Origin of the sequence: Streptomyces sp. NRRL F-2580, from assembly GCF_000720115.1 — a bacterium.
GTDB lineage: Bacteria > Actinomycetota > Actinomycetes > Streptomycetales > Streptomycetaceae > Streptomyces.
Genome location: NZ_JOIR01000001.1, coordinates 202,060 through 224,107 on the forward strand (window position 1 = coordinate 202,060; position 22,048 = coordinate 224,107).

Here is a 22,048-nt window from a genome sequence, read left to right on the forward strand (position 1 = left end):
GTCAGTAGCTTTCGTATCGAGGGAGCATCCGTAGGCGAAGAGCCGCGCTGGATGCTCCCGGGTTCATCTTCACGCTGACCTTGGATTCGCCAGACGGGATTGAGAACAGGGACGGCGCCTTGTCGAGATCGGGCCAGAAGTTCTTACCTGTGCTGCTGCGGACTGTCTTGAATCCTGGACGGGTGTCGACGGTAAGGACCTCGCCTCCGGCGATGATGTCCCTGGTTCCGTCTCCCTTGTTGATGCCGAACTTCTGCCCGTCCTCGTTGGATATGGTGAAGGACCGGATAGGTCCCACCAGTTCCCACACGGGCCAGCATTCGACATCACCCGGATTGCTGACCGGTACACCCGAGGAGGTGATCGTGCCCCGGCTTATCTCCATGGGCAGGAAGGGCTTGCCCGGCCCCTTGAGGAAGACCTTCCCCGCCCCGGTCTTCCACTCGGCCATGACCTCGTTGGCTCCGTAGAACCAGGGGTCGAAGGCCGTCAGTTGGACGCCGTACCGGCACCAGGTGAACCCGGCGTCGTCGGGGCCTTCCTTGCCCTCCATGCCGCCCTTGTAGTAGGCGGTGATGTATCGGGACGTGCCGTCGCCCTCGGTGAAGCGAAGTACGCAGTGCCCGTTCTTCGGGTTCAAGGTCCGAGTGAGGTTCCGCTTCAACCGGAGAAGAGTCCTACGGTCCACGCCGTACAGGTAGAGCGGAAGCATGATTTCCCGAGCCGCGGCCTTGGTGGACCGGAAGGAGCCTCCGTCGAGGTTGGGGCTCGTGTCGGAGAAGACCTCCATGGGAGGCATGTCGAGGCCCTGTGCGCCGTCCTGGAGGAAGATGGCCGGCCAGGCCCGGCCGGAGAAGTCGGTGAGGGAGATGGTCTCGCCCATACCGCTGTGCCCGGTGATCGTCACGTTGGTGTGCCCCCAGACATCCGGGGACGGGGGCTTCCCGACAACGGGTATGTTCTCTTCCCATTTGGGTTGCCTGTATCCCGGAACTGGCATAGCGCACCTCATTCAATTCGGGGCAAGCGAAAGCCCCGGCCGATGGGGCCGGGGCTTTCGTTCCCGCTATATTCCGTACATGGTCTCCACGTATTGAAGTCCGCGAATCACTGCCTGAGTGGTGTCCTCGGCCTTGGCTTCGTGGATGTGGATTTCGTATCGGTTACCGAGAAGGTCTCGGGTATCGCCGTGGTTGTAGACCCTCTCCCCGCCACGGAAGTTGACCAGCTCGGGGCCTCGTTCTCCGACCAGGGCGAGGCCCGGTGACGCGTACGGTGTTCCGGTCCAGTAGCCCTTGGGGGGCTTACTGGGATCGGCCTGCTGAACACGTGAGATGTCGCCGTACCGATCCTTGATGTAGTTGATCGCGGCGGCGATGTTCGCGACCGGATCAAAGATGTCCCAGCTCGTTCCAGCCTGGTGATAGGCACGGAACGTCGGATCGATCACCTGGGCAAGGCCCTTGGACGGGGTCCCGGCCTTCGCGTTGGAGTCCGAGTTGTTCACCGCCCGGACGTTGCCGCCGGACTCGCGGCGGATGATCGTCGCAAGGCCGTCCGACCACTTCGGCCCGCTCACGCTGGTCAGTCCCATTGCCTGTGCGATGTACTGGCCGATCGCGGAATCCACGCCACCCCCGAGGGTGCCGGTGAACTTCGGGATCGAGCCCGGCCACGCGTTCAGCACGGGACCGTCAGTCGAGGCGACTCCACCCGTGGGCCGCAGGGCCGCTGTCGCGTTGCGCCAGTAACCCCGACTGCGCTTCAACGAGTTGGATTCGTTGCCGCCAACCGTCTCGTCCGTGCCCGTCTTGATGTTGATGTGCCCGTTGCCCTGGTAGGTCATCAGGTCACCCGGCTGGGACTGCGCAACCGGTACGTGACGCATGGCCCCGTTCCAGGTAGCTACGGCCGGCCACCGATTCCGCGGCGCCCCCTGGGGGCTGTTTCCGTACGCCGCATTGGCCCCGGCCTTGTCGACCACGTAGGAAATGAAGTCGGCGCACCAGGCTTCCCCGGTGCCGAGGCTGTACTTGGAGCCGCCCACCATCGGGGCCTCGGTGCGGAACTCGTCCAAGGCGACCTTGACGGCCGCACCGCCACCCCCGGAGGTGTGGTCATCAACCCACTTGGTCCACGTCTGTGCCCACGGCTGCGTCTTCTCGAAGCCCCTGGAGCTGAGGTCCCCCGGAACACCGAAGGTGCGGGTCACGGTGTCGAGCATCGGCTTGACGACCGACGACCACCCGGCCTTGAGGGCGGAGGTATAGCCTTCGAAATCGTCTTCCTTGTGCTTGCCCACCCAGTCCGCACCGGTCGGGCCGGTGAACGCGGCCTGGCCGACAATTCCGCCCTTCGCGTAGACGTGGCCGCCCTTTCGGGCCTGCTCGTTCCAGCGGAGGATGGTGTCCGGCCCGAGGGACCGAACGACCTCGGGGCGAAGGATTCCCTCACCCTTCGACAGGATGGCCGGGACCGTATCGACGCCAGGCTGGTAGCCCGGCACGATGCCGCCGGTCGAGAACTGCACCGGAGACAGGGGAGCCCCCGTGCCGGCCAGCTTCGCCATCGAGGACAGCATCGGCACGGCACCCCTGTTGTAGGGGCCGGTGACCGTGCTCCTGGTGGACGAGTCCACGTACGACATGGCCTGTCCCCACGCGGTCCGAATCTGAGACCCGGAGGTTTCGAAGAACCGCTTGGTCGCTTCCACGTTGCCGCGGAGCCGTGTCAGGGAACTGGACACGTCGGAGACTGACGAGGAGACCTGGGCCGCCACGCTGACCCAGACGCCCTGGTTCGTGGACCGGAAGACCCGCTCGGTCTGGGCCAGGGGTCCGGACATGTGCTGGACCCACCTGACCTGTGCCGGGGTGATCGTGCCGTCAACTGCCGTCCGGACCGTCGTCGCCACCTGGTCCCAGTCGGCGGCCGACGCCGAGCGGTGAGCCGCCACGGCCTTTGTTAGGTCCTCCAGAGACGCGATGATCTTGGCTACCACTTCCTCGTACGCCTTCGCATCAGGGACAGGAGTGTCACTTTCCAACTTCGAAGACGAGGAAAGAGATCCTGACTTGGCGCCCGCGTTGAGTCGTTGGATAGCTGCATGGCCGAGGAACCGGGCCGCCTCCGGGCGCAGGACTGCTTCGCCCGGCGACAGCATCGCGTGAACGCGGTCATTGCCAGGCGAGTAGCCGGGGACGACTCCGCCGTCCGCGAACTGGAATAGGCCCTTTGTGTTGGGCATCAGTTCCTTGACGCGTACGACGAAATTGTCGAATACTTCCTCGGCATATTCGGAGGGATTCGACCAGATTTCCTGGAGTAGGCGGACCATCTCCTTGACCTGGTCGACCATGCCCTGGAACATCGACTTCACAGAGGACAAGGCGTCCTCGAAGAAACCGACCGGATCGGATATCGCATCCTTCAAGGCGCCGAGGATTTCGGCACCGGAATCCCAGATATTCGATACGAGATCCTTTAGGATCTGAGGTATCGCCTTCACCATGTCGGTCATAAAGTGACCGCCACGCTGGAGGATATTCCCGTCACCCTTCCAGACGTCATCCCAGAAAAGCTGACCGGCCGTCGGTGCGATACCGCCAGCGGCGATACCGATCAGGTTTCCGATACCGGTAGGAGCCTTGGTCAGGAACGACGGAACTCGCTCAAGGATGAAATCCTTCATCTTTCCGAACCGGTCGTTCACCAGTCGGCCGGCCCCGTCTCCGCCAGCCTGGGCACCCCAGTGGCGAACGTTCGAACCCGTCTCGCCACCGATGGCCTGACCGGCACCCGCCATACCGATACCACCCGTGAAGGCCCCGATCCCGGGGCCCACGTTCACGATGTCGTACAGCTCTTCCAGGATGCTGAGAGGCCAAGTCCCGGACTTTGAGGAACCCTTACCGGCCTTGCCTTTCGCGTGCCGTGTGATCCGGCCACGAGCAGCAGCCGAGTTCCATCCGTTGATGGTGTCGGAGCCGAGGGCGTTGGCGACCTCGGGACGGAGGACCGCCTCACCCGGGGAGAGGATCGCGTGGTAGTTGTCCACCCCTGGCGCGTAGCCGGGGACGATGCCACCGAGAGCGTGACCCTTGCCCTTGTTCTTGCCGTTGCCGCCCCCGCCGAAGCCGGTGAGCTCGTTGACGGAGCCGAGCTTGCCGCCGAGGCCACCGGCCTTGTTCTCGGCCTGGTCCAGGGCGTCACGCAGGGTACGAACCTTGCCGGTGATCTGCCCCAAGGCCCGCCCGTTGATGTCCTTGATCCGGTCGTTGAGGTCCTTGGCCTCCGAGTGCGACTCCCTGATCGCAGGGGTGAGGTTCGAGGAGAACTTCGCGCGGAGACTGTCCAGGGAACGACCGTTGAGATCCTGCACCGCGGACGCCACCTGCGCGATGTACCGCTTCGCGGTCTCGGCCTTCTCCTTCAAGAACTCGACCTGCTGACGGACCATGCCGAGCTTGCCGTCATTGAGGTCGTTCACGGCCTGGCGGACCTGCTTAATGCCGGACTGTGCCGTATCGGCCTTCTCCTTGACGGACAGGAGCCGCTGACCCAGTTCGGCCAGCGGGGCCTGGTTCAGCTCCCGCACCGACAGGCGCGTCTGATCGATCTCACGGTCAGCGCCCTGAGCACCACCGCGGACACTCGTGCCGGCCTCGCCGCCCAGCTCGTTGGCGAGCGAGTTCAGCCGTTCCCGGTTGAGGTTGTAGATCCGGCTCTGGATCTGCTGGATTCGCTGATCCACCTGCCGAAGGGCGTTCTCGGCATCGCTCGTCTCAACCGTCAGACGGGTGGAGCGGCTGTCCTGTCCCCGCATCCGGTCCATGCCACGCCGGACAAGAGACCGGTCATCGCCGTCGTGGTTCTCGGCGCGTCGAGCCTGGTACGCCTCACGGAAGTTGCCCCGACCGGCCGCGACGCCGGAGAGGAACTGGTTCGCGGTGCGGTAGCCGCCGCGTACCCCCTTCGCCAGACCACCCGTCAGCTTCATCAGCGGGAGGAACGATTTTCCTACCTTGCCGAGAACCTTGGTGGCCAGCCCTATCGCGATGGCCAGCGGCCCCAACACTGCGACGACCTTGACGGCCTTGGCCACGAGATCCTTGAGCCAGGGATGGTCGTTCAAGAACCCTTGGGTCTTCTCGATGCCACCGAGGAGGAGGTTCAGGGCCTTGATCAGGTTGCCGGACAGGCCGCCCGCGAGCTTCTGGAAGTCCGGGTCCTCAACGAGGTCCTGGAGCCTGTCAGCAAGCTTGTGCGTGTTCTTCCCAAGCTCGGTCCACTCGAACTTCCCGGTCTCCTCCGAGAAGCCACCGAAGAGCTTGCCGAGGGTCAACTGCATCTGCTCCTTGACGGACGTGAAGTGTCCGCCGATGGAGCCAGTGCCAAGAGCTTCCGCGGACCCCTTCACGCCGGGAGCCGTCTGATACACCTTGATGAACTTGTCGAAGAACTCCTTGGAGTTCACACCGCCCTTGGGGTCCTGGACCTCCTTGAGGAAGTCGGGACCGCCCTTGTACCCGGCGATCTTGCCGAGCTCGTTCATCGGGATACCGGTGCCTCGGACGAACTGACGAAGGTACCGGGTGGACAGCTTGCCCTGGTCCATCATCATGTCGGCGGCCATCATGCCGCCCTTGACCTTCTCCGGACTGGTGACACCGAAAGAGGCGGCGTAGTCCGCGATGCCCTTGATCAGCAGCTCGGACTTCTTGAGGGAATCCGAAGTCGAGTTGCCGTAGGACTCGAAGTTGCGCGCAACCTGGGAGAACTTGTCGGTCATGTCCTCCAGCGAGAACGGGGTGTGAACCGCGAAGTCCTGGATTGCCTGGAGTCCCTTGGCTACTTCCTTCTGGTTGAAGCCGGCCCGGTTCAGGCCCTCCGAGGAGTAGAACTGCATGTCGGCGCTCGTGGCACCGATCTTGGTGACGTACCCGGCGGCGATGGCCAGCGGGGCTACGAGGTTCTGTGTGATGCTCCGGCCGACCTGCTCAAGGTTCTGGCCGTAGGTTTCCGTGGACTGCGAGAGGGACTTCCACTGCTCTCCAGCGGACCGCGTGGACGCACGGTGTTCGCGGTCCCAGGTGGCTACCTGGCGACGGTTGCTGGTGATCGTGTCGGCGTACGCCGAGCGGGTCTGCTGGAGACCGCGCAGCTCATCACGCAGAAAACCGACGCGGGCCTGATTGGCTGCGCGCTCCTCGGCGAGCCGCCGACGCACAGCGGCAGCCAGCTCCTGTTGGGCGGCCCTCTGCTCAGCGGCAGCCTGCCGAGCCGCGGTGGCCTGCTCGCGCCTGACCTGCGCGACATCGCGGGCCAGGGCCCGTTCCTCGGTCCGCTCCGCCTGGACGCGTCGACGGGTCTCGGCCAGGGCTTCGCGCTGGAGGCGGGCCTTCTGTTCCTGCTCCTCGCGGGCCTGGCGGATCGTGTCCTGAGTGGCCTGGCGGTTTGCGCGAACAGTGTCGGCAATCGCCTGACGGGTTACACGGGAGGTGCCTTCCTCAAGCTGCTCGCGCTGCCTTGCCAGGTTGCGATAGGTGCGGAACTGAGTGCCGGCCTCCTCACCGTGGAAGCGGGTCAAGCTCCGTTCGATCTGGCGGAGCTTGTTAGAGGTGTCGACCGCTTCCTTCTCGGTCGCCTTCCCGGCCTGCTTCGCTGCCTTGGAAGTGGCAGTGGCGATTCCCTGGAATCCGCCCGTGAGGCCCTTGGAGAAGGCTGCGGCCCCGGCCTTGCCCATGGCGGTCAACTGTGTGGTGAGGTCCGTTCGGAGCCGTGCCAGCGCAGTCTTCGAAAGCTCCGGGTATATCTCGATGTAACCGGCGCCGACCTTGACCGGCGCCCTTCCTCGCGTAGCCATGCAGCCTCCTAGGGGTTGCCGAAGGTGTTGAAGAACGAAGCCACGTCATCGCCGGAGGCGAACTCGCGAGGCTTCGGCTTCTCTGCAACCCGCCCAGGGCGGGGAAGTGGCTCCGGGGGCGCGAGGTCGTCGTCCTCGCCTGAGTTGGCCTTGATGAAGAGATAGTTCGACAGTTCGAGACCATCGGAGATCCGGGCAAGAATGTGATTCGTCTCGGTCCAGGAAGTTGCGTCATCGATCTCGATGAGAAGCAGCGATTCTCCAGGCTTCTTGAAGAGAGCCTGGATTAGGACATGGACACGGCGCAGAGACAGCCGCCCGGACCACAGGTCGAGCAGGTCAACCCCGAAGTGCGACAGAAGGTCGGCTTCAAGGGGGTCGCTGTACTCGTGCAGGATGCGGACGGTCTGTATCAGTTTCCCGGCTCACCGAAGCCCGCGGCCTCGGTGACCTTCTCCAGGAACTCGTTGAACTCGCCGATGGTGCAGCGCAGAGCCCGGTACTTGGCCCACTGCTCCGGGCCGACGATGGCCCGCGTGATGGCCCGTTCGCCGGCACCCTCCTCGATCACGTCCAGGACCTCGTCCGGAAGGTTCATGGGGGACTTGATGAGGAACTGCTCGCCCTTGAACTCGAAGGCAGTGTCCTGGTCCTTCGCCTCGGCGGACTTGGCGGCGGTCGTGGTCTTCTTGGCAGTGGCCATGGGAACTCCAGGGATGACAGGTGGGGATGATGAGAAGGGGGCGGGGATTTATCCCTCCCCGCCACGGGGAAAGGTTTCTGCTACTTGCCGGGCTCCGCCTGCTTGGCGTTCACCGTCAGCTTGCCGATGGCTTCCACGTTGACGACCGATCCGGCGCTGGCCTTGACGGTGTACTGGCCGATCGGGGTATCCGTCGCGACCGTGACCGGTACGACGAAGGAGCCGTTCTCCTCGACGGCCTTGGCCGTCCGGGTGAACTTGCCGGTCTCGGAGGAGAACGTCAGGGTGACGGCCTCGCCCTTGGGGAAGCCCTGGCCGACCACATCGAAGTGGCCGCTCTGCTCAACGATTCCCGGCTGGAGGGTCACCTTGGTGGCCACCTCGACGGGGCCATCGATGACCTGGTCGTCGGTGAGGACGTAGCCGAGGTTTCCGGAGCGGTCCAGGGCGTCAATCGTCAGCTCGAACTTGCCGTTCTCGGCCCGCTGGAGCTGAATTGCACCACGGTCCGAAATCATGGCTCGACCGATGACGCAGCGGTATCGGACCGGCCGACCATCAACGGTCTGCGACCAGTCCACGACGAGAGCGAGTTCGGAAAGCTCAGGAGTGGACTTGAGGTCGAGGCGGAAGGTGCCCGCGATGACCTTGCCCTCCTTGTCGGTGGCCGGTACCCACTTGGCTCCGAAGAACAGCTCGGTCGTGAGCTGATTCGTTTCCATCAGGGTTGCCTTGACCTGGAAGGATGCGGACTTCACGTTGTAGAGGACGGGTACCGCGGACTGCCACACGTTGACCGGGTCGGTCTCGATGGACGGGGTAATGGTCACGCCGCCCTCGTCCACGTAGCCCAGGGCACGGAAGTCGCCGTCTGCGGTGAACGGGACAGTGTCCCGGGGCAGGATGTTCGCAACCCGCTCGGCCGGTGCGACGTAGATCTCGCCCGAGGGTGCGAAGCGGATCTTCTTGGAATTGCCGGAGTTCTCAGCCATGGGGCCTCCTGTGAATGGGCATGAAAAAAGCCCCCGGGCAGGGGGCTGAGAAGCTGGCGCGAATGTCACATTCCAACTTCGAGGGCAAAAAAGAGAGGCCGTACGCAGGCTTACGCGTCGGTCAGGAAGAGGATCACTTCGCCCTGATAGGTGTGCTCGCGGGATGTCGCGTCGGGGAAGTAGCGTGGGCTGATTGCCTCGTCCACGTCGAGCACCAGTGCGCCACCCACAACGCGGGCCGGCAGGTCTTCAAGCAGCAGCTCACGGACCCGGTAGGCGACGGCCGAGGCTTCGGCCCGATCCTTCGCATACACCTGGTACGTGATGTCGGCCCGGTCCATGCGGGCCCGGATCACGCGGTGCCCCCCGGCGTGCTCCAGGTAGATCGTGGTGTCTCCCGGTTCGCGTCCCACCAGATCACCGGTCACGAAGTTAGTTAGTTCATTCAGGCCCTTGAGGTAGTCGAAGACCACCGACACGGGGTCGAGGCGCATCAGCTCTCACGCTCCTTCATCAGGGCGTCCTTCAAGGTGTGACTGCCGGGATGGCGTCGGCCGCTCTTGTCCCGCCAGCCGTATTCAATGAGGAGGGCATGCCGGTCTGCCTGCACCGCTGAATGAACGATCCCCTCGACCTCGTACGCGGTGACGGAGAGGGAGAGGGCGTACATGTTCCACGAGCCCCTGCGGTTCTTGGGGGCAGATCCGCGGGCGCTCGCCGCAATGGCCGACGCCTTCTGGGCAAGCACCCGAGCCGTCTCGGTTGAGGACATGAGTCGATGAATGGCGGCCTCGTCGAGGATCAAGCGGACGCGGGCGGCCATCAGTGCTCCACCCGCCAGGCCCGAGCGCATACGTGCCGCAGGGAGCCGTGCCCCCAGGGCGACGGGACGCCGTCCACCTCGTACAGCCGTGATCCAAAACGGACCCGATCCGCGGAACCCACGTCGGCCCCGAAGGGCAGGTACACCAGAATCCGTTCCTGGGCGGTCTCCCGTTCCGGGGAGCGGACCTCGAAGGAGCGGTCAGGCTGGACGTTGCCGAGCCCCTTGAAAACCACGTTCGTGTGGTCCCAGTCCCGCTTCCTTCCGTAGGCCGTGTCCGTCAGGCCGGCGCGGAGGACCTGGACCTCATCGGTGAACAGGTTCTTCATTCCGCCTCCCGGATCAGGGAGATGGAGGCGAGCTTCCTGCGGTACCTCTTGAGGGAGGCTCTGGCTGCTGGGGAGAGGGATTGGGTGGTCGCGGAGGATCCGAACTCGACCTGGATGTCTCCGACACGCTCACTCACGATGCCTGGGGCAACGGCAAGCCATCGGATGACCTCGGCGCAGATCACCGCCTTGATGCCCGGAGTCTGCGCGTAACCACTGCCGCAGTAATCCTGCACGAGGGCGGAGGCGTCCTCAATGAACGCCTCCACTCTCGGCTTCTCGTCGTCCCCGATCGTGCGCCCCAGGCGAACAGAGATGTCGTCCACGGTGATGCTCATGTGTCACATCCCAACTTTGGGCACAAAAAAGGGGCTACTTGGCTGCCTGCACGGCCACAGTCCGGTTCTTCTCCACGGCCACCTTGTTGTGGTCCACGATCGCCTTCTCGACCCCCGTGGCAACGAGAAGCTGCTCCGGCCGGATCACCTTGGCGTCGTAGATTACGCGCGACTTGATGGCGTCGGTGAAGCTCTTCTCCGGCTTGTACGCCTCCATCTGCGCGAACGGGATGACGAGGCTGGTGGCCGAAGTGGAGCCCATGAACATGTCGATGCTGTTGAGGGCGTCGTGGCGGCGGCCCTTGACGAACTTGGCCTCGGTCGGCCGCTCCTTGCCCAGGGTGTTCGAGACCTGGACGGGAATGCCGAGGATCGTGCCGATGGCGCCGGACGGCATGACCGCGCCGCCACCGAAGTGGCTGGCGTCGACAAACTTCGGGTCACGCAGAAGCAGCGACCGCAGACGCGGCGAGATGAACAGGTACCGAGAGTCGGGAGCGTTCTTGAGGTCCAGGTTCTCCAGCATCGCCACCACGTAGTCATAGACGCCGATGACCTCGGACTCCAGAGCGTTCGGCGTAACCGTGTCGATCTTGCCGTGAAGGGCGGGCAGGGTGGACGCGTCGGCCGGCATGGCTTCCGCGCCGTTCAGGTCCTTGCCGACGACGGCCGCGGTCAGGGTCTGAGCCAGCATCCGGTCGATGGAGACGGCCGCCTGGCGGCCACGCTGACGTACCAGCTCCGACATGAGGTCGATGCCGCTCTTCGTCTGGAGCTGGTGAAGGGCGTCAATCTCGATGTGGAACGAGGAACCCTTGCCTACGGTCATCGGAATGTACTCAAGAGCCGCGTGGTCCTTGTCGCCGATCTCGCCGTAAGCCTTCACCAGGCCCTTGTCCTCAACGGTGTCGACGAAGTGAGGGATGCGGATGCGGTCACCTTCACGCCGGAACTCGCCCTCATAGTTCCGGTTGGTGATCTCCGCGGAACCGAGGATCAGATTGTCCTCAAGGTCCTGGAGGAGCTGGGCAGTCCACAGCTCCGGAACGAAGACGCCGTGACCCTTGAGTGTCGGGTCCTGCCCAGCAGGGCCGCCGGTCAGAAGGCCCGAAGCTGCCTGAGTAGTGAAGTCGTTACCAGCCATATAGATTCCTTAGAGAAAAGGCAGGCGCCCGAATCTCACACTCCAACTTTGAGCGCAAAAAAGAGGCCTGCTCTAGATTTCGCCTCGCATGAGGGCTTCACACTTGCCCGCCTTACGGGCCTCGTTGATCTCCCTCGGAGACATGCGGGAAAGGTCCTCACGAGTGAGCTGGCCGGCGGCCGGGCTCCCCTGACGACCGAGGCCGAGATCCTGCGCGTAAGGCTGCGTGGTGCTCGGCTTGGGAAGGGACGACACGAACGCCTCGATACGTACCGAGTCCGGGTTTCCGTCCTCGCCGAGAAACGAGTCAAGGTTCAGATACTCGGCGCCGGGAAGTGTCACTCCGGCCGCTGAGGAGGCTGCACGAAGCTCTGCGCTGATGAGCTTGGTCCCCACCTCGGAGAGGGCCGCGTTTCGGGCCTCCGCCCGAGCCGCTTCGATGGCCTTCTCGGTGTCGGACATGTGGGACTGGCGGTATCCCTCAAGCTCTGTGGACGCCTGCTTGAAGCGGTCCTCGTTCTTGCGGGACAGGGCCTTCCACTTGTCGAGCTCCGCCTGAAACGCGGCAGCGTCAGCACCATCGTGCACGCTGACCGTGGTGCCGGTATCAGTGGTCGTCTGGTCGTCGCTCATGTGATCATCCATTTCGGATTGGGAAGGGCCACCATTTCGGCGGCCGTAGAGGGAACGTTTCTGCTACTTCTTCTCGAAACGTTGACGGTTCGCATTGCCGGAGTTCCCCTGCGCAGGCTTCATGGCTTGAGCCTTGGCCTTTGCGCCGGAGACGGCCGACTTGTCGTCGGCGCCCTGCTGGGCGATGGCAAGCTCCTGCTTCTGAGCATCGGTCTGATACTTGTCGGCCCGTTCCATTTCGGTCTTGGCCTCTTCTTCCAGGAGCTGATCAAATCGTGCGATCTGAGAAGGGGTGTATCCAGCGTCCTGCCAGAGCTGCTGCTTTGGAACGTTGAGCTGCTGGAGCTTGAGAAGCGCGTCAATGTGCTGGGCCTCGGTCCTATTTTCGGGATCGCGCCAGATGACCTCCGCGGCCTCATACTCCTCGCGTAGCTTCCCGCCGTTCTCCACGGCTATGGCGAGCCTCATAGTGCGCTCCCATGCTTCACCGAAGTGCAGCATCCGCTCTCGGGTCTTCGATACCAGACCGGCTTCGGCCGACGTGATCGCGTCGCCGCTCGGAGGCTGGCCGCCCTTGAGCATGTAATGGAACGGGACCCTCGCGATACTCGCCATGTGCATGGTCAGCATGTCCACGAGGTCGACGTAGTTCGAGAGATTCGCGGCTTCGAATTGGCCGAAGCTGGCGGCCGGGTCCTCGGCCTGGAGGAGCTTGTCCACGGCGACCTTGAAAGGCTCGATCGGGTTGCCGTTCTCGTCTTCCTGAATCTCAAGGCCGGTTACGTAGCGCTGAGGCCAGGCAGCGTATTCGGATGCGACAAGGGAGTCCGATACGGTCTTGTTGATCGCGTCCTGAATCGGTATGACCGTGGCCAGGTCCGACATGGGTTCGCCGACAAGACGGGTCCGGTTCTGGATGGGAACGACAGGTACGACACCGAGGGGGTTTGGCTTGGCCGGCCCGTCGATGGTGTAGCCGCCGATCTTCCAGTTGCCGACGTGGACGGAGTTCGCGAGCCAGAGAGTGCAGAACTGGCGGCCCCAGTCATCGACGTAGAACTTGGCCGCGGCCTCGATCTCGTGACGGGAGCCGGGTTTGTACTGCACCGCGACGTGTTCAGCGGACTCGACGGAGATCACGGCCTTGCCGGACTCGTCGCCCCAGACGACCGCGTACGCGGCTCCCTGGATCATGGCGTCCAAGTGGGCGGAGTTGGACTCCGAGTCCATCCGGTTTCGCTGCCAGATCTCGCGGGCCAGATCGTCTTCCGCCGGTTCCTTCGACAGGCGGAAGCCGTCGATGAACATGCGCTCGTTGACGCTGTCGATGATCAAGCCGCAGAAGTTGTCGTTCCAGCGGTCGAAGACGTGGGCGAACTCAGTCCTGTACTTCGACTGAGAGAAGAGCATCTTCTGATGCTTGCCGTCGTAATATTCCCCAAATCGCTTGAAGCGACCCGCGCGGGAGGAAAGCTTCGATGACAGGTAGTCCATCCACATCTGTGGAGTGGACGGAGGCGACATGACGCCTTCCTGGCCTATCGACTTATCAAGAGCAGCTACCATCCGGGCCCCTTTCGAGCGGGGCTCAGAAACCGACTACTCGCCTCCTTTTGATTTGGAGGCGTCCATCCGCAATCGCGTCCGCGCGTGCTTCAAGTGCAAGTACGGCGGCCACCGCGATATCGATTTTGCGTTTGGATCGAGGTGAGTCCTTGACGATCAGGTCACCTTGAGGAACTTCACGAACAACGGCGTTGAGGACATGGCGAGTCATTTCGGGATCGCCAACATGGGAGAGGTCACCGACCATGACAGCGGTACGGAATCTCTCGACGGCCTGAACCATGCGAGTAGGCTTATTGGTCCAGTACTCAAAAACGTAATCGTCGCCCCACTCCACCGCCCAGCGGCCGATATTCTCTTGCCACCATGGAGGGTCGGCGTACATCCATTCCACGCGATAGGTTTTGAAAGCCCGTTTGACGGCGGCTTCGACCGAGAGGACATCGACTTCCCAGTCATCTTTCGCGTGCTCGGGGCGCAACCACTTGCCGAGGACGAACAGTTTGGCATCGCGCAATCTGACGCCTACCAAAGCAGTTCCGTCGCCTCGGACACTTCCATCGAAACCGATTGCTATCTGTTCGCCGGCCTCGATGTCGTTTTCGGCTTCGCAGGCGTCCCACTCGGCCTTGGACATCCAGCCATCACTCGACTCGGCGATCTGGTTGAAGAAGAAGCGGAAGTATGTCGAGTCGGGAGTCGTGCGGTCGTAGAGGATCGTTTTCGTCAGACCCTCGATATCGGCCCAGTGAGCATCCCCGTAAGCTTCCCGAAGGGCTGCGGACACCTTCTCTTCGTCCCGGATGTCTTCTACTTCTAGGGAGCCCTCAAGGCAGTCGTAGAGCCAATAACCCTGGGCCACCATGTCGGATTCGAAGATGATCTGAGCTACCGAGTCTTCGTTGGGGTTGAATGCATTCGTTGTCGTCACCCACCGGCTACCAGCCTTCGTGGTTTTTTCGACATTTCGCTTCAACACCTGATAGAAATCAGGGCCGCCTGTGGAACTCACCCAGTGATGGACCTCGTCCATCACGATAAAAGTTGGACGGTTACCTTCGTTTGTTCGGCCGCTGGTCGCCTTCGGCGTGATCGAGCCCGGCTTGCCGGACTTGAACTGAACCATCGACTTCGAGATCTCCAGGCCGTATTCCTTCTCGGCCGGAGACTCGGACAGCATCCCGCGGATCATGTCGAGGGTCTGCTGTGTCTGGTCCAGCGCGGTTGCGCCGAGCTGTACGACAGGCAAGGGAACACGCTTACCGACAGGCAGGCCGTGCTCATCAAAGTGACTGAACCGACAGGGACCGATGAACTCTACGATCGCCAACGCCGCGAGCAGGGGCGTTTTCCCCCACCCCTTTGCCCGACGCAGGGTGCCGGCCGAGTACTTCCAGGTCCCATCCGAGTTGATCGCGTAGAACCAAAGAACAAAGCGAAGCTGCTCGTTCGTGAACTTCCAGCTCTCGCCCGCGCTGTCTCCGTCAGGCTGCACGATGTAGGTCTGGGCCCAGCGGATGATGCCGTAGCCGAGGGTTTCGTGAGGGGCCGGCACACCCTTGGGAAGGTTTCCGGTCTGCATCTGAACTCCCCTCGGGATCAGGGGAGAACTGTGCTCAACCCTCGCTGAGAAGCTTGAACAGCTCCGCATCCATGTCTGCGTGCGAAGTGGTCTGGGGCGGTCCCGCGGCCTCGCCCTGGGCCTGCTTGTCGAAGGACATCCGGAGTCTGGCCCGGTCCTCGGTGGTGGCGCCCCACTTGCCCACGCGCTGGCGAATCTCACCGGCGAGCTTCATGTCTCCGAGGTAGAAGGCATCCACGAGCTTCGTGACGATCTCCAGCTCGGTCCAGTCGGTATCCATCCAGTCCTCGGTCTGAGGAGCCGAGGCCCACGTCTTCCAGAAGCGCTTGGCTCCGGAGGTGGTGATGCCGAGGGCCTTGGGGAGTTCACGGCCGGCACCGATCTGGCCGGACAGCTTGCGCTCGCCCAGGGCATGGTCCGTGTTCCTTCGAGCGGAGTTGGGATTCGGGGCAGGCCCGCGCCGAGCAGGCATCAGATCGCTCCGTTCGCCACGTCAGGAGAGACCCCGTACAGCTCGCCGAGCTCGTGCAGCTCGGTCCTCGCGTCCTGGTGCCACCGCCGCTTCACCGCGGCCTTCGAGGGCTGACGCCCTCGGTACGGGGCGTACTCCTGGTCGCGTTCGTCGGCCCAGGCATCCCACGGTTCGGGGTCGGTCATCACATCACGGCTCCATGCATGAACTAACCGGGGCTCAGCCTCGGTCTTGGTAGTAGGTCTTGAGCGCGTGGCAACGGCCACATAGCGTCCAGAGGTTGTCAAGATCCCAACTCCCGCCCCGAGAGACGGGGATGAGGTGATCGACCTGGAGGTTTTCGCGCGTCCCGCACTTCTGGCAGGTGAACCGGTCACGGGTCAGCACCTTCGCCCTTCGGGACGACCAGTCACCTGGGCGGGTCTGGTTCCGGGCAGAAGGCCGGTCCCAGCCCTTTCGGGCCGCGGGAGCATGCTCCTCACACCGGCCGGAACGAATGGTCACAGAGGTACACCCGCTCACGAGGCAAATCTGTTTGGCTCTCGGCATCAGTCCTCCTCTGTGAACTTGTAAGGCGGTAGGGCGGATTCGAACCGCTGCCCCTTTCGGGGCCGCTCCCTTGCGAGGGCCTGACAACGCCGGGTTTCCCTGTCAGAACTCCGTACCGCTCGTGCGCTGGCCGGGAGTTGAACCCGGTCTTCCTATCGTCGGGGCTTTCAAAGCCCCTATTGTCGGAGTGCAGCCGTACACCACCACGCCAGCAAGGAGCTACCTTGCCTTGGCCGACTCAAGACGATCACTCTCAGTCGGTTGAATGAGAGGCCCCGGAGGTTTCTGTTCTGGCTCCGGGGCCAATGCCTTCCTGGACCTCTACTGGAATACTCGACAGGAGATCTAACAGGAAGGAATCTCTCTCTGACTCTTGTAAGTCAGAGAGGATGCTTCTTAGGGAGAATGGATCAGCTTTTACTGACTCTTCTTTCTTCTTCTCACTAACTATGTCGGTGTCCGGGGGATGGCAAGCGGACACCGCCAAGTGGGGATGTGACACGAGGCACACGCTGCCGAACGATCGATCGAACGAACATTCGAGTTGGGATGTGACATGCCTCTCAGGTTGGAGTGTGATGCAACTTCCTGGCGCTTCGCGAGTCGATCGCAGTGCTACCTTCGATCATGTAAGCGCGTTCGGTGCACGTCACATGGAAGGAGGGGGCCCGTGGAGAAGCGTCTGCCGGATCTCAACACCTTGATCCGTCTCTCGCAGCAGGGCTTGACCGACGAGCAGATCGGGAAGCGCTACGAGGTCTCCGGCCAGGCCGTGAACAAGGCACTCACCTTGGGCGGGTACTACCGGCGGCAGGTCTCCAAGACGGTCATCACGGAGCTGATCCCGTGGGACGTGCTGACGACCAAGGAGAAGGGTTCGCACCACAACACCTACTTGGCGAAGCAGTTGCGGGCCTATCTGCGGGCGGCGCTGGGTGATGACCAGCTCAACGAGACACACCTGTTGGCAGCGGCCCGCTTCGAGAAGAAGATCAGGGATAAGAACCTGATCGTCACGTACGACCGCGAGACCGCAGGGGGATTCGGCCTGGAGCCGAGGACGGACGCGGATGGTGCGTTGATCGTGCGGTGGCCCAGGGACCGCGAGCTTCCCGAGGGCGATTACCTCAACGCGATCACCCTCGCAGACGAGTGAGACGTGGCCGCGAGCCGGCCTTCGGACACGGCCACGGGCCCCCGGGTACACACCGGGGGCCCGTGGGCTGTCTGCCTGCCATATGGCGGCGCGGGTTAGTTAGTTCATGAACCGTTCAAGGGAGTGCCGCTCGGTGTCCGACATCCGGCGGACCCGGCCCGCCTTCGAGTCGAAGGCAACCATGAGCGTGCTGGCCTTGATGTAGGTGGTCTCGGCATCGTGAATCTCGCAGTCAAGCGAGAAGGACACGGCTTTCATTCCCGTTACCCGCGCGGTGATGGTGACGGGGGCAGTGCTGTAGACGAGCGGTCGGACGAACTTTATCGACTGCTCCGAGACGACGAAGTTGGCTGCCAGACGTTCGTCCGGGTCCTCGGGTACGAGGTCCGCGAACATGTTCATGCGGGTCTCTTCGAGGTACCGGGAGTACACCGAATTGTTCACGTGGCCGTTCGCGTCCATGTCGGACCAGCGAATCTGGCACTGGAAGGTGAATGCGTTCATCTTGAAGGGCTCGCTTGTGTGTGGGTGAGGTTCAGCCGATGACGGGCGGAACCATGAAGCCGGTGGGGCTCTCCGCCTCGTGGGGCCAGGTGAGCAGGACCAGGCGCAGGTTCTCGAAGCGCGCAGGGATGAAGACCTGGGAGATGAGGTCGATCTCCCCATTGAACCGCGGTATGCGAAGCCGGAAGTGATGACCGTCCCGGTTGGCGACCACGGTCGTGTCCTCGGCCCAGTAGTCACGGATCAGCGGGTCCTCAAGGGCCTGCTCAAGGATCTGGGGCAGGACGCTGGTACTGCGGCCCCGAGCGAGTTCCAGACGGATCATGCTCAGGTACACGCGGGCATGGCTTTCCCAGCTCACGAGCTGGTCGCGGGACTCGGGGTTGATCAGCCCCCAGTGCATCAGGTTCGCGCCCTCTTCCCGTACCCACGGGAACCATTCGCCCATGGGCCGGTTGTACGCGATGACGTTCCAGTCGGCGTCGGAGACGTAGGCCGGCCGGGGGTCCTGCTGGTCCAGAACTAGCTGTATGGCCCTGTGCTCCGGAGAGTCGTGGATGGCCGTCACGCCTGCGGGCGGGGTGCAGCCAACGGTGTAGAGGAAGAGCGTCAGTCGCTGGTCGGGCTCCAGGAGCAAGGCGTCGGCCAAGCGCTCCATGGCCTCGCGGTCGGGCCGGGGCATGTAGCCCTTCTCCATGTCCCTGTACCACCGGTCGCTCATCTTGCAGCGTTGGGCTACAAGGGCCTGCGGCATGGGCTTGTGGAGGCCCATCTTCTGACCTGCTGCCGCCCGCCATGCGCGCAAGAACCGAGGCAGACCAGAATTCTCGTCACCGAATTCAGAGTCGGTGTGAGAGTTCCCTGCCAAACCAGCCTGCATTTGCTTTATCTCCCGGGAGTCGTTTTAGCGTCTCTTTACCGAGGACCCTACCGGAGCCCACTGACAGTCAGCTCGGGATTTTGGCCGTGCGGAAGACAGATCGAGGCCGTTGCGCAGAAGGCGTTTTTGCGAAGACGATCGAGGGGGCTGGATGGTTGTGCGCTCAACCGAAGATGTAACGCAGGTAACTTGCGGAGCGCGACTTCCGGAAACGTCGTTCCGGTTCGGCATAGGTAAGAATCATGGAAGCGCCCCGGCGCCGTGCGGCCGACTCCGCTCGGTACTTGGGGAGTTGGCGTCGGGGTGAGGCCCTGGCCGTTCCGAAGGCCGGCCCGCTACGGGGGTGCATGCCCCCAGGGGGAGAGATATGCGTTTGTGCTGCCGTGGGGATCGTCACACTGCCGGATCGGGCGCGTCGTTACGCGATGGTGTGCGATTTGTGACCGTCAACACAGTTGGAGTGTGACACTCGGCTGACCTGCGCCTGTATGGTTCAAGGCGCGGCGGCCGGTGCCGTCGGAAGCGAAAGAGGAGCATGGTGTTCGAAACCTTCGAAGGTGTGAAGGTCCATGTTCGGGCTGCTGAAATCGTCACTGCCTTCGCGCAGTGCGAGCAGTGGTCGGAGCCGCCCGCGGAAACCACCGCGTCCGGAATTGTGACGACCACTGCGGTCGGCTACGGAAAGATCACCACGGTGACCCTCGGAAACAACATGGGAGCTGCCGAACAGCAGCAGCTCGCCCTTCTTGCAGAGAGGGCAGGGCAGCCCGTGCAGGATTGCGTCATCGTCTACAGCGACATCTGCGAATGGCCCCACCCCAGGATGAAGGGGTCTACGTCGTTCATTCAGTTCGGAATCTTTCAGGAGGAGACCACGTGACCGTTGAGGCCAACTACGAGCGCTGGGCGGGCATGCCCCGCTCGGTCAGTCAGATCACCGAGTATGAAGAATGCCCTTACAAGGGCTGGCTCAAGCGGGCGGAGAAGGTGGAGCCCCGGCCTGCGGCTTGGAGCACCCACGGCACCTCCTTCCACACTGCTGCTGAGAAGTTCGAGAAGTCCGGGCGTGAGATGGCCGCAGACGACGTGGTACGGGTCTTTCAGGACGAGTACTGCGACGGCATCAACCGGGACATGGGCAAGCTCAACGACATCGGGCAGTGGATGAGGGCCAACAAGGGCACCGCCGCTGACGACCTGGAGGAGCGGTACGAGGCGGGCTCACGCCAGACACGTGAGTACGTGGAGTACGTCCAGGAGAACGCGCCTGCGCTGTGGCACCCGAAGAAACGCAAGCGGGACGGCGTCTGGCAGGTGGCTGACGGCACGCCGGCCATCGAGCTCTACTTCATGGCCGAGTTCGGAGGGGTGAAGGTCCGCGGCTTCATCGATCAGGTCCTCCTGAACATGGACATGAGTCGTCGCGTCCGGGACCTCAAGACCGGCTCCACCAAGTCGAAGTTCCAGCTCTGGGTCTACGGCCTCGCGGTGAACCAGTTGTACCCCGAAGAGGCTCCCGTCACGAACGGGGACTGGTACCTCGCCAAGACGGGAAAGGTGTCCCGGCCCGTCAAGCTGGCCGACGCCGACGAGGACGAGATTACCGAGCGCATCGTACGGATGGATCAGGGCGTGAAGGCTGGCGACTTCCCGCCCAAGCCTGGATTCGGCTGCCGGTTCTGCGACGTGGCATACGCCTGCGCTTTTTCTCGGCGCTGAAGTTGGAATGTGACACTATGGAGGTGCTGAATTGTTCAGCTTGAATCAATCCATCCTCGTCCGCGGTGCGGCAGGCGAACCCCTCAAGAACCCCTTCACCGGACTCTCGAAGCTCGAAGTGGAGTTCCGTCGCGGAGACTTCTCCGTCGTCTGCGCCGGAGGTGGTACCGGTAAGTCTCTCGCCGCCCTGTGGCTGGCGGTCTGGTCCAACGTTCCCACGCTCTATTTCAGCGCGGACAGTACGGCCGCCACGCAGCTGTCACGAGCGACGGCGATGATCACCGGCGACAACGCGCGGGACATCAAGAAGAAGCTGGTCGCCAACGACGGTTCCTTCGCCGAGTATGAAGCTGCCCTGGCGAAACGGTGGTGGCTTCGCTTCAACTACCAGGCCCGGCCGACACCCAAGGAGATCGAGACCCACCTTGAGTGCTACCGGGAGGTATTCGGCATCTATCCACACCTGGTGATTGTTGACAACATCACCAACGTGGACGGCGGCGGCAGTTCGAACGCCGAGGAATATACCTTCGGCCTTGAAGGACTCTGCGACTACTTCAACGAGATGGCCAGGGAGACCCACTCTCATGTGATGGCCATGCATCATGTCGTGGGCGAGTACAGCTCCGGTATCAAGCCGATCCCGCTGGACGGTGTGAAGGGCAAGATCGGGCGCGTGCCATCGGTGGTGCTCACCATCCATGCGGAAGTGGACGGTATGAACGGCCGCACCCTGCACATCAGCCCCGTGAAGAATCGTGAGGGGTTCACCGATCCGAGCGGGGAGACGTACGCCTCGTTCGAGGTCAACACGTCGAACCTCCAAATCTGCGACCTGAACGATGAGTTCTAGCTCACAGGCTTTCTATTTGGGCGTCGAGTTGGAATGTGACACACTTGAGGAAGAAGGGCGGGGGGATGAATCCTCCGAGGAAGGGCTTCCGGGCGTGCGTGAAGTGCGAGCGGAACAGGGCCGAGAAGTTCTACACGTCCACGCGTGGCAAGGTCTGTGCATCGTGCAGGAAGCGCGCTCGGAGCGCGAGTTCTCACGAAGTAAGAGTGCAGGCGACGTACGGACTTGGTCCGGGCGAGTACTCGACCTTGTTTCAGGAGCAGGGCGGAAAGTGTGCCATCTGTCGGCAGTCCCGACATCAGCGTCTAAGCGTCGATCACGACCACAAGACCGGCCTCTGCCGCGGACTCCTCTGCCGCCGCTGCAACAACTACCTTCTGGCGAAGGGCGCTCGGGACAACCCGACGATCCTCCGCAATGCGGCTGACTACCTCGACAGCCCGCCGGCCATCCAAATCATCGGCAAGCGATACCACAAGGAAGACGGAAAATGATCAGCTTCGACGGCGGCACGCTCTACGTCACCTTCACTCGCAAGACCAACCTGACGAAGCTCCTCCGGCTCCTGGAGGCCGAAGCCCAGCTCGGCCTTCATGAGCGTGCCGTGGCCATCTACAAGGGCCGTCGAGATGCCATGCGGCAGGAGATGGGGATTCCCGCCCTGGCCGAGATCGTCCGCGCAGAAGTGGACATCATGGCTCAGCTCCGTCTTGAGTCGGCTCTCAAGGTTGGGATGTGAGATGGCGAAGCCGGACATCGTCCAGGTTTTCCGGCACTACTACCCCGAGGTGGACGTAAAGGGGAAGGGTGGTTGGGAGAAGATCCACTGTCCCGAGCACTCCGAGAGCAACCCCAGTGCGTCAGTTAGTTCATTCAAGAGCCGTTGGTCGTGCTTTGTCTGCGACACCAGCGAAGACGGCTACGACGTGATCATGAGGAA

The 22,048-nt window shown here is 62.9% G+C and carries 22 protein-coding genes and 3 pseudogenes; 7 read left to right on the plus strand and 18 right to left on the minus strand.

Going from position 1 to position 22,048, the window contains the following annotated elements:
* Nucleotide 1: 1 nt before the first annotated feature.
* The 16 genes and pseudogenes from IF88_RS0101035 to IF88_RS49515 all read right to left on the minus strand — a co-directional run bounded on the left by IF88_RS0101035 (nucleotide 2) and on the right by IF88_RS49515 (nucleotide 15,996).
* The gene (locus IF88_RS0101035) at nucleotides 2-907 is read right to left on the minus strand and encodes a phage tail domain-containing protein (protein WP_051836235.1); all 906 of its coding nucleotides are present in this window, start codon (nucleotides 905-907) and stop codon (nucleotides 2-4) included.
* Between the two features lie 417 nt (nucleotides 908-1,324).
* Nucleotides 1,325-1,594 (minus strand): annotated as a pseudogene (locus IF88_RS49505) (transglycosylase SLT domain-containing protein); the annotation flags it as partial.
* A gap of 3,744 nt (nucleotides 1,595-5,338) precedes the next feature.
* Nucleotides 5,339-6,865 (minus strand): annotated as a pseudogene (locus IF88_RS49510) (tape measure protein); the annotation flags it as partial.
* 412 nt (nucleotides 6,866-7,277) lie between these two features.
* Entirely contained in the window at nucleotides 7,278-7,568 is a 291-nt protein-coding gene (locus IF88_RS0101045) for a hypothetical protein (RefSeq protein WP_030706459.1), read from the minus strand.
* Between the two features lie 80 nt (nucleotides 7,569-7,648).
* Nucleotides 7,649-8,560: a hypothetical protein gene (locus IF88_RS47125; RefSeq protein ID WP_063754706.1), complete on the minus strand. Its 912-nt coding sequence runs from the start codon at nucleotides 8,558-8,560 to the stop codon at nucleotides 7,649-7,651.
* Between the two features lie 110 nt (nucleotides 8,561-8,670).
* Complete coding sequence (locus IF88_RS0101055) at nucleotides 8,671-9,054, minus strand: hypothetical protein (RefSeq protein WP_030706463.1); 384 nt, start codon at nucleotides 9,052-9,054, stop codon at nucleotides 8,671-8,673.
* Complete coding sequence (locus IF88_RS0101060) at nucleotides 9,054-9,383, minus strand: hypothetical protein (protein ID WP_030706465.1); 330 nt, start codon at nucleotides 9,381-9,383, stop codon at nucleotides 9,054-9,056. Before IF88_RS0101060 ends, IF88_RS0101055 begins: the two co-directional genes overlap by 1 nt.
* Complete coding sequence (locus IF88_RS0101065) at nucleotides 9,383-9,712, minus strand: hypothetical protein (RefSeq protein ID WP_051836237.1); 330 nt, start codon at nucleotides 9,710-9,712, stop codon at nucleotides 9,383-9,385. Before IF88_RS0101065 ends, IF88_RS0101060 begins: the two co-directional genes overlap by 1 nt.
* Complete coding sequence (locus IF88_RS0101070; protein WP_030706469.1) at nucleotides 9,709-10,050, minus strand: hypothetical protein; 342 nt, start codon at nucleotides 10,048-10,050, stop codon at nucleotides 9,709-9,711. The genes IF88_RS0101065 and IF88_RS0101070 overlap by 4 nt, the downstream gene beginning before the upstream one ends.
* Nucleotides 10,051-10,084: 34 nt before the next feature.
* Nucleotides 10,085-11,194 (minus strand): hypothetical protein, encoded by a 1,110-nt coding sequence (locus tag IF88_RS0101075; RefSeq protein WP_199808011.1) that lies wholly within the window; start codon nucleotides 11,192-11,194, stop codon nucleotides 10,085-10,087.
* A 72-nt stretch (nucleotides 11,195-11,266) separates the two neighbouring features.
* The gene (locus IF88_RS0101080; protein ID WP_051836238.1) at nucleotides 11,267-11,827 is read right to left on the minus strand and encodes a hypothetical protein; all 561 of its coding nucleotides are present in this window, start codon (nucleotides 11,825-11,827) and stop codon (nucleotides 11,267-11,269) included.
* Nucleotides 11,828-11,890: 63 nt separating this feature from the next.
* A complete protein-coding gene (locus tag IF88_RS43050) occupies nucleotides 11,891-13,327 on the minus strand; it encodes a phage portal protein (RefSeq protein WP_234323403.1) in 1,437 nt (478 codons plus the stop codon).
* 88 nt (nucleotides 13,328-13,415) lie between these two features.
* Nucleotides 13,416-14,975 carry a terminase large subunit gene (locus IF88_RS43055; RefSeq protein ID WP_078892622.1) on the minus strand — a complete coding sequence of 520 codons (1,560 nt, stop codon included), beginning with the start codon at nucleotides 14,973-14,975 and terminating at the stop codon, nucleotides 13,416-13,418.
* Between the two features lie 34 nt (nucleotides 14,976-15,009).
* Nucleotides 15,010-15,447 carry a hypothetical protein gene (locus IF88_RS0101100; RefSeq protein ID WP_030706478.1) on the minus strand — a complete coding sequence of 146 codons (438 nt, stop codon included), beginning with the start codon at nucleotides 15,445-15,447 and terminating at the stop codon, nucleotides 15,010-15,012.
* Nucleotides 15,447-15,632, minus strand: a complete 186-nt coding sequence (locus tag IF88_RS0101105; RefSeq protein ID WP_030706481.1) for a hypothetical protein — start codon at nucleotides 15,630-15,632, stop codon at nucleotides 15,447-15,449. The genes IF88_RS0101100 and IF88_RS0101105 overlap by 1 nt, the downstream gene beginning before the upstream one ends.
* 34 nt (nucleotides 15,633-15,666) lie before the next feature.
* A complete protein-coding gene (locus IF88_RS49515; RefSeq protein ID WP_030706483.1) occupies nucleotides 15,667-15,996 on the minus strand; it encodes an HNH endonuclease signature motif containing protein in 330 nt (109 codons plus the stop codon).
* A gap of 670 nt (nucleotides 15,997-16,666) precedes the next feature.
* Here IF88_RS49515 and IF88_RS0101115 point away from each other — a divergent pair.
* Nucleotides 16,667-17,152 carry a hypothetical protein gene (locus IF88_RS0101115; RefSeq protein WP_030706484.1) on the plus strand — a complete coding sequence of 162 codons (486 nt, stop codon included), beginning with the start codon at nucleotides 16,667-16,669 and terminating at the stop codon, nucleotides 17,150-17,152.
* Nucleotides 17,153-17,251: 99 nt separating this feature from the next.
* Here the strand turns inward: IF88_RS0101115 and IF88_RS0101120 are convergent, their stop codons facing one another.
* Both IF88_RS0101120 and IF88_RS0101125 read right to left on the minus strand, forming a co-directional pair.
* Entirely contained in the window at nucleotides 17,252-17,656 is a 405-nt protein-coding gene (locus IF88_RS0101120) for an acyl-CoA thioesterase (protein WP_030706485.1), read from the minus strand.
* Nucleotides 17,657-17,687: 31 nt separating this feature from the next.
* Nucleotides 17,688-18,536: a helix-turn-helix transcriptional regulator gene (locus IF88_RS0101125; protein WP_063754709.1), complete on the minus strand. Its 849-nt coding sequence runs from the start codon at nucleotides 18,534-18,536 to the stop codon at nucleotides 17,688-17,690.
* A gap of 535 nt (nucleotides 18,537-19,071) precedes the next feature.
* On the opposite strand from IF88_RS0101125, the gene IF88_RS0101130 reads away from it, so the two are divergent.
* From IF88_RS0101130 to IF88_RS49520, 6 genes and pseudogenes are all read left to right on the plus strand, one after another.
* Nucleotides 19,072-19,416, plus strand: a complete 345-nt coding sequence (locus IF88_RS0101130) for a hypothetical protein (protein WP_030706492.1) — start codon at nucleotides 19,072-19,074, stop codon at nucleotides 19,414-19,416.
* Nucleotides 19,413-20,255, plus strand: coding sequence for a RecB family exonuclease (locus IF88_RS0101135; protein WP_234323404.1), 843 nt, complete (start codon nucleotides 19,413-19,415; stop codon nucleotides 20,253-20,255). The genes IF88_RS0101130 and IF88_RS0101135 overlap by 4 nt, the downstream gene beginning before the upstream one ends.
* A gap of 40 nt (nucleotides 20,256-20,295) precedes the next feature.
* Entirely contained in the window at nucleotides 20,296-21,108 is an 813-nt protein-coding gene (locus IF88_RS0101140) for an AAA family ATPase (protein ID WP_234323405.1), read from the plus strand.
* Between the two features lie 206 nt (nucleotides 21,109-21,314).
* On the plus strand, nucleotides 21,315-21,602 hold the full coding sequence (locus tag IF88_RS43065) for an endonuclease VII domain-containing protein (protein ID WP_234323406.1): 288 nt from the start codon (nucleotides 21,315-21,317) through the stop codon (nucleotides 21,600-21,602).
* Nucleotides 21,599-21,847, plus strand: coding sequence for a hypothetical protein (locus tag IF88_RS46360; RefSeq protein WP_030706500.1), 249 nt, complete (start codon nucleotides 21,599-21,601; stop codon nucleotides 21,845-21,847). Before IF88_RS43065 ends, IF88_RS46360 begins: the two co-directional genes overlap by 4 nt.
* A 1-nt stretch (nucleotide 21,848) precedes the next feature.
* Nucleotides 21,849-22,028: pseudogene (locus IF88_RS49520) on the plus strand (CHC2 zinc finger domain-containing protein); the annotation flags it as partial.
* Between the last annotated feature and the right edge of the window lie 20 nt (nucleotides 22,029-22,048).